This is a genomic window from Streptomyces sp. NPDC059524 (assembly GCF_042749255.1).
In the GTDB taxonomy this organism is placed as follows: Bacteria; Actinomycetota; Actinomycetes; order Streptomycetales; family Streptomycetaceae; genus Streptomyces; species Streptomyces xanthii.
The window spans coordinates 21,696-28,590 of sequence record NZ_JBHYTK010000109.1; the positions used below are offsets into that span (position 1 = coordinate 21,696).

6 protein-coding genes and 1 rRNA gene are annotated in these 6,895 nt (G+C 68.6%); all 7 read right to left on the reverse strand.

The features are described 5' to 3' along the window. Window positions 1–207: 207 nt before the first annotated feature. Complete coding sequence (locus ACFW9D_RS26440; protein ID WP_188341677.1) at window positions 208–1,149, reverse strand: FHA domain-containing protein; 942 nt, start codon at window positions 1,147–1,149, stop codon at window positions 208–210. Window positions 1,150–1,231: 82 nt separating this feature from the next. After that, entirely contained in the window at window positions 1,232–2,104 is an 873-nt protein-coding gene (locus ACFW9D_RS26445; RefSeq protein WP_384625591.1) for a DUF881 domain-containing protein, read from the reverse strand. A 5-nt stretch (window positions 2,105–2,109) separates the two neighbouring features. Next, the gene (locus ACFW9D_RS26450) at window positions 2,110–2,442 is read right to left on the reverse strand and encodes a small basic family protein (protein WP_008749169.1); all 333 of its coding nucleotides are present in this window, start codon (window positions 2,440–2,442) and stop codon (window positions 2,110–2,112) included. After that, window positions 2,439–3,344: a DUF881 domain-containing protein gene (locus ACFW9D_RS26455; RefSeq protein ID WP_384625594.1), complete on the reverse strand. Its 906-nt coding sequence runs from the start codon at window positions 3,342–3,344 to the stop codon at window positions 2,439–2,441. Before ACFW9D_RS26455 ends, ACFW9D_RS26450 begins: the two co-directional genes overlap by 4 nt. Before the next feature lie 90 nt (window positions 3,345–3,434). Next, a complete protein-coding gene (locus ACFW9D_RS26460) occupies window positions 3,435–5,930 on the reverse strand; it encodes a mannose-1-phosphate guanyltransferase (RefSeq protein WP_188340112.1) in 2,496 nt (831 codons plus the stop codon). 114 nt (window positions 5,931–6,044) lie between these two features. Continuing rightward, complete coding sequence (locus ACFW9D_RS26465) at window positions 6,045–6,653, reverse strand: CDP-alcohol phosphatidyltransferase family protein (protein ID WP_188340111.1); 609 nt, start codon at window positions 6,651–6,653, stop codon at window positions 6,045–6,047. A 147-nt stretch (window positions 6,654–6,800) separates the two neighbouring features. Next, window positions 6,801–6,895 (reverse strand): 5S ribosomal RNA (gene rrf, locus ACFW9D_RS26470); the annotation flags it as partial.

A 6,895-nucleotide genomic window follows, 5' to 3' on the forward strand; every position in this document is an offset into this window, starting at 1 on the left:
CCCCGCGCGGGGGGGATGTGGGTAGTGTTCTCCAGCCCCCGCCGCCCCCCCCGCGCGCGCACACTCACCTTCGTCGCAATCGCCCTCTGCCTCTACCCCCCCCCGGGCCCGCCCCGCCCCCCCCCGGCGCGCGCGGGGGGGGGCCCCGCCGGGGGCCCCGCCCCTCGGTGTGTGAAGCATGGACCTTCCTGAAGGTTCGCTGACGGGTCAGATACCTCGCTGGCTCGCGTAGAAGACCAGCCGGTACTTGCCGATCTGCACCTCGTCGCCGTTGTGCAGCGTCACGGAGTCGATGCGCTCACGGTTCACGTACGTCCCGTTCAGGCTGCCCACGTCGGCGACGCTGAACGTGCCGTCCTGCTGGCGACGGAACTCCACGTGACGGCGCGACACGGTCACGTCGTCGAGGAAGATGTCGCTCTGCGGGTGACGGCCCGCCGTGGTCAGTTCGCCGTCCAGGAGGAAGCGGCTGCCCGAGTTCGGACCGCGCCGCACCACCAGGAGCGCCGAGCCCATCGGCAGCGCGTCGACCGCGGCCTGCGCCTCGGGCGACAGGGCGGGCAGCTGCGTCTGGCCGGTGGCCTCCGGGTCGTACGACTCGAGCCCCGAGATGGAGATCGTGGACGTCGTCTCGGACGGGCCCTCCGGCACGGCACCGCCCCGCAGCGGCGCACCGCAGTTGGAGCAGAACCGGCTGTTCTCGCCGTTCCTGTTCCCGCACCTCGTACACACCAGGGCCGACATGGACGGATCCTCCTGCCGCGGCTGCCCCGCGGGGGCTTGGGACGCGTACGGGGCGGAACCGAACCCTCCACCCGTACCTGAGGTTGACGGTTCCCCGAAACCTATGCGGCCGGAACCGGCAGGGTCAACAGACGACGCGCCCTGTCCGCCCGAATTGTCTCCGCCGACCTCGTCCCGGAACAGGGGGCGCTCGCCCACCTGGGTCTCCGGCACGTCACCTTGGCGCGGCGCGCGGTGACGTGCGTCCTCACGTGCGCTCTTGCCGAACAACTTCGCAAACAACTTCACGGGCGATTCCCCTTGACCGAAACAGACCCGCCCGTGGGGCAGGACGAACCCTGACTGCACACATCGGCGTACATCTCCGACACGGACATCCTCACAACGTCCGTATCCGCAAAACAGTTTCCACCACGCACCCCGCCCGGGATGCGCCGACCCCCCGCAACCTCATGCCCTCGCACGGCGTCCACCATGCACCTCCGCCTCACTGCGAGGACGACCGAGCGTAGTCAGGCCGCTGCGCTGCCCGCAAGGCGTCCACGACGATCTTCTCCGAACGGCTCACAGCCACTGTGGCCTGCTCCTTCTCCAACGTCTGCACCACACCTCCGGGGATGTTGAGGGCCGGTTCCAGGTCCTGCGGTTTGCCGATGACCTTGAAAACGTACGGCTGGGCGATCTTGTGCCCGTCGACGCTCACGCCCTTCCCTCCGGTTCCGTCCGTCAGGTAGGTGTTCGCCACGACACGGACGTCGTTGACCTGGATCGCCTCGGCGCCCGCCGCCCGCAGTTCCTGGATCGCGTCGAGCAGCATGTCGGCCTCGACGGCCCCCTTCGTGTCCGTGACGGTCATGGTGATCCCGGGGCCCTGCGCGGCCACGGTGCCCGCCAGAATGCCGAGTTGACGTTCCTTCTCGACGGTCTGCTTGCGGGCCTCCTCGGCCTGGTCCGAGCTGTTCTCCAACTCGGCCCGCTGGTCCTCGAGACCTTGCTTCTCATCCTCCAGACGCTGAGTCCGGTCGTCGAGTTCATCGAGGATGCGTACGAGATCTTCCTGACGTGCTCCGCGCAGGGCGCTGTTGTCGCTGTTCGAACGCACCTGGATGGCCAGACCGAGGCCCAGCACGAACAGCAGCACGGCGACCGTCAGTTGGGCGCGCGACACGCGCGGTGGCCACAGGCTCTTCACCAGCCGCCGGCGCCCGGTCAGCGGCGCGGGACCCTCGGGCTCGGCCTGTGTCGCGCCCTCGCCCGGCTCCACCTCCGCCGGCAGCTCCTTGCGCAGCGGGTTCGCCTGCGCCCGCTCCTGCGCCTCGCCGCCGTCGTTTTCTGCTGCGTCGTCTGCTGCGTCGCTCATCGGCCTCACGCCCGGAAGACGTGCCGCCGGATCGCGGCAGCGTTGGAGAAGATGCGGATGCCGAGCACGACGACGACGCCGGTCGACAGCTGCGCGCCGACACCCAGCTTGTCGCCGAGGAAGACGATCAGCGCGGCCACCACGACGTTCGACAGGAAGGAGACGACGAAGACCTTGTCGTCGAAGATCCCGTCCAGCATGGCGCGCAGTCCGCCGAACACCGCGTCGAGCGCGGCCACCACGGCGATGGGAAGGTAAGGCTCGACGACCGCCGGAACCTCGGGCCGGACGAACAGCCCGACCACGACTCCCACGACGAGGCCCAGTACGGCGATCACGATGTGCCCTTCTGCTCTGCTCTCGGCTGTGCTGTACGAACGATCACGCTGGGGGCGGCGGGGAGTCTGAGGTCGTCCTGCGCCGAAATGCTGGTCCTGATCCCGAAGTTCTCCTTCAGGGCGTGCAGGTACAGCCCGTCGGGGCTGTCCTGGAACCGTGTGCTCAGCCGCTGCCCGTCCCCCACCGCGAGCACCGTGTACGGCGGCACCAGCGGCTTGTTGTCGACCAGTATCGCGTCACCCGCGGCCCTGATCGCGGACAGCGCGGTGAGGCGCTGCCCGTTGATGCTGACGGCCTCGGCGCCGGACTGCCACAGGCCGTTGATCACGCGCTGCAGGTCCCGGTCGCGCACCCGGCCCGTGTCGGCGAACCCGGCGCTCTCGCGCGGCCCGCTCCCGCCCTCCGTCTGCGCGGACTTGGCGTCGTCGACGACGAGCCTGACCCCCGGCCCGTGCACGGCGAGGGCACCGGACAGGACGCCCATCAGCTCGCCCTTGTCACCGCCGTGCTTCTTCAGGGCCTCGCGCTGCATGTCGCCCACGTGCGTGCGCAGCGAGTCGACCTCGCCCTCGAGGGTGTCGGCGGACTCGGTCTCCTGGTTGATCCGGTCGATGAGCTCCTCGCGCTCCTTGGCCACGACCGGCGCGGCCACCCGCGCCTGTGCGGCGCCGACCGTCACGACCAGCGCGGCGAGGACGAGCCCGGCCGCGAGCCCCAGCTTGGCCCGCAGCGTCTTCGGCATGCCGCTCTGTCCCTCGGCCCGCTTACGAGCCGCGGCCTCCGCGTACCCGTCGTCCAGGCTGTGGTCCATCACGTTGTTCAGCAGCGACATGGACGCGTCGGGGCGTGCGGGGCGCTGAGGTGTGCGCCGAACGGGGGGCGGCTGCGGCATGCCGCACATCGTCGCACGTCGCGGCCACTACCTCCGAATGGCCCCACCGACCGTCGTCGGGCACCCGGTCCGGGGCGCCCGACGACGGCCGGGCGGGTGTCAGCTCCCGGCGCTGTCGACGACCGCCGACCACTCGTCGAGCAACTGCTGGGCGGAGGCGTCGTCGGGCCCCTCGGCCCACAGATGGGTGACGGCCTCGGCCCGGTCGGGCAGCACCATGACCCAGCGCCCGTCGGCCTCGACGACCCGCACACCGTCCGTCGTGTCCACGGACCGGTCGCCGGCCGCCTCCACGACCCGGCGCATGACGAGCCCCTTCACGGCCCACGGCGTCGCCAGGTCCCGCTTGAGCACGTGCGCCCGCGGGATCCGGGCGTCGATCTGGCTCAGCGTGAGCTGCGTACGGGCCACCAGTCCGATGAGCCGTACGAACGCCGCGGCCCCGTCGAAGACACTGCTGAACTCGGGCACGATGAACCCGCCGCGCCCGTCACCACCGAAGATCGTGCCGTCCTCACGGCCGACCCGGGTCAGATCGTCGGGGGACGTCGTCGTCCACTCGACCTGGGTGCCGTGGTACGCCGCGACCTGCTCGGCGATCCGCGTGGTCGTCACCGGGAGCGCGACCCGCCCGCTGCGCCGCTCGGCGGCCACCAGGTCGAGCATCACGAGCAGGGCCCGGTCGTCCTCGACGATCCGTCCCTTCTCGTCGACGAGCGACAGCCGCTCGCCCACGGGGTCGAACCGCACTCCGAACGCGGCCCGCGCCGACGCCACGATCTCCCCGAGCCGCACGAGCCCCGAGCGCCGGGTGTCGGCCGACTCGGTGGGCCGCGACTCGTCGAGCCCCGGGTTGATGGTCAGCGAGTCGACACCGAGCCGCCCCAGGAGACTCGGCAGCACCAGCCCCGCACTGCCGTTGGAGGCGTCCACGACGACCTTGAGCCCCGCGTCCGCGATCCCCGTGGTGTCGAGGTTCCGCAGCAGCGACCCGGTGTACGAGTCGAACACACTGGACGGGAAGTGCAGATCCCCGATCTCCCCGGGGAAGGCACGCCGGTACTCCTGCCGCGCGTACACGCGGTCGAGCTTTCGCTGACTGGCCTGGGACAGATCGGCGCCCCGCTCGTCGAAGAACATGATGTCGACGGAGTCCGGGACGCCGGGAGTCGTACGGATCATGATGCCGCCGGCGCTCCCCCGCGCCGTCTGCTGGCGCGCCACCGGCAGCGGCACGTTCTCCAGGTCCCGTACGTCGATGGCGCTGGTCTGCAGCGCCGAGATCACGGCTCTCTTGAGCGCCCGGGCACCACGTGAGTGGTCGCGGGCGGTCGTGACGGTGGAACCCTTCTTCAGCGTCGTGGCGTACGCCCCCGCGAGCCTGACGGCGAGCTCGGGGGTGATCTCCACGTTCAGGATCCCCGAGACGCCCCTGGCCCCGAACAGATGGGCCTGGCCGCGGGACTCCCAGATGACCGAGGTGTTGACGAAGGCACCGGCCTCGATCGTCTTGAACGGGTAGACGCGTACGTTGCCCTGGACGATCGATTCCTCGCCGACCAGGCACTCGTCGCCGATGACGGCGCCGTCCTCGATGCGGGCGGCCCGCATGATGTCGGTGTTCTTGCCGACGACGCAGCCGCGCAGATTGCTCTGCTCGCCGATGTAGACGTTGTCGTGGAGGACGGCCTTGTGCAGGAAGGCGCCGCTCTTCACGACGACGTTCGACCCGACGACGGTGTGTTCGCGGATCTCGACGCCGGCCTCGACCTTGGCGTAGTCACCGATGAACAGCGGCCCGCGCAGAACGGCGTCGGGATGCACCTCGGCCCCTTCGGCGACCCAGACGCCCGGCGAGATCTCGAATCCGTCGAGCTCGACGTCGACCTTCCCCTCGAGCACGTCGGCCTGGGCCTTCACATAGCTCTCATGGGTGCCGACGTCCTCCCAGTAGCCCTCGGCGACATAGCCGTAGATGGGCTTGCCTTCCTTCATGAGCTGCGGGAAGACGTCGCCGGACCAGTCCACGGGAACATCGGCCTGGACGTAGTCGAAGACCTCGGGCTCCATGACATAGATGCCCGTGTTCACGGTGTCCGAGAAGACCTGCCCCCAGGTCGGCTTCTCGAGAAAGCGCTCGACCTTGCCCTCTTCGTCGACAATGGTGATGCCGAATTCCAGCGGATTGGGCACGCGGGTCAGGCAGACGGTGACGAGCGCACCTTTTTCCTTGTGGAATTCGATGAGCTCGGTGAGGTCGAAGTCGGTCAGCGCATCGCCGGAGATCACGACGAAAGCGTCGTCCTTCAGCGCTTCCTCGGCATTCTTCACACTGCCGGCAGTGCCGAGCGGCTTCTCCTCGTTGGCATACGTGAGCTCCATCCCGAGGTCTTCGCCGTCCCCGAAATAGTTCCGGACCATTGAGGCCAGGAACTGCACGGTGACGACGGTTTCGGTGAGCCCATGCCGTTTGAGCAGCCTGAGCACGTGCTCCATGATCGGCCTGTTCGCCACAGGCAGGAGCGGTTTGGGCATGCTCGAGGTCATCGGGCGGAGGCGTGTGCCTTCGCCTCCGGCCATCACGACGGCCTTCATGTCGGAAGCGTCCTCCTTGAAGAGACGACGGTCTAGCCGACTTCGCCCGCTGTAAATGGCCCGCGGATCTGGTGGCGCGGGCCATCCGGCCTCAGCCAACGCTCAACGACGAGCTCAATCGGCCATGGAGTCCGCCCTGACAAGTCGGCGGACCTGAACCATGTAGAGGATCCCTGCCCACCAGTACAGCGTTGTACCCCATCCGGCGAACGCCCATCCGAAAATAGCAGCGAGTTCATGGATCCAGCCACTTCCGTCGCTCAGAAGCAGCAACGGGAAGGCGTACATGAGGTTGAACGTGGCCGCCTTGCCCAGGAAGTTCACCTGCGGCGGAGGATAGCCGTGACGGCGGAGGATCCCCACCATCACCAGCAGAACCAGTTCACGTGCCAAAAGTACGGCGGTCAACCACAGCGGAAGAATCTCGCGCCAGGTCAGTCCGACGAGAGTGGACAGAATGTAGAGCCGGTCCGCGGCGGGGTCGAGGAGCCGGCCGAGACTGCTGATCTGATTCCAGCGCCGGGCGAGCTTGCCGTCGAGATAGTCGCTGACACCGCTCAGCGCGAGCACCAGCAGCGCCCAGCCGTCGCTCTTGGGGCCGCCGAACTCCGGCCTGAGGATCAGCCACAGGAAGAGGGGTACGCCGACGAGACGCGCCATGCTGAGGATGTTCGGGATGGTGAGGACCCGGTCCGTCTGGACACGGGTCTCCTGGACCTCCACCCGGGGGCCTCCTGTGGGAAACGAGCCAACGATGCCCCCTGACCTTACCCTTGGCCCTGGCCGGCCTCGCCGCCGGGTCACCCCCAAACGCAAAAAAGCCTCTGGCCCCGAGCAGAATGCTCAGGACCAGAGGCTTTATCAAAAGGAGTTCGGCGGCGTCCTACTCTCCCACAGGGTCCCCCCTGCAGTACCATCGGCGCTGTGAGGCTTAGCTTCCGGGTTCGGAATGTAACCGGGCGTTT

What these genes read in the sequence shown, in the direction of transcription:
- ACFW9D_RS26445 (WP_384625591.1), bottom strand. Translation starts at nt 2,104, where the DNA reads ATGAGCGACGCAGCAGACGACGCAGCAGAAAACGACGGCGGCGAGGCG.
- ACFW9D_RS26455 (WP_384625594.1), bottom strand. Translation starts at nt 3,344, where the DNA reads ATGTGCGGCATGCCGCAGCCGCCCCCCGTTCGGCGCACACCTCAGCGC.
- ACFW9D_RS26460 (WP_188340112.1), bottom strand. Translation starts at nt 5,930, where the DNA reads ATGAAGGCCGTCGTGATGGCCGGAGGCGAAGGCACACGCCTCCGCCCG.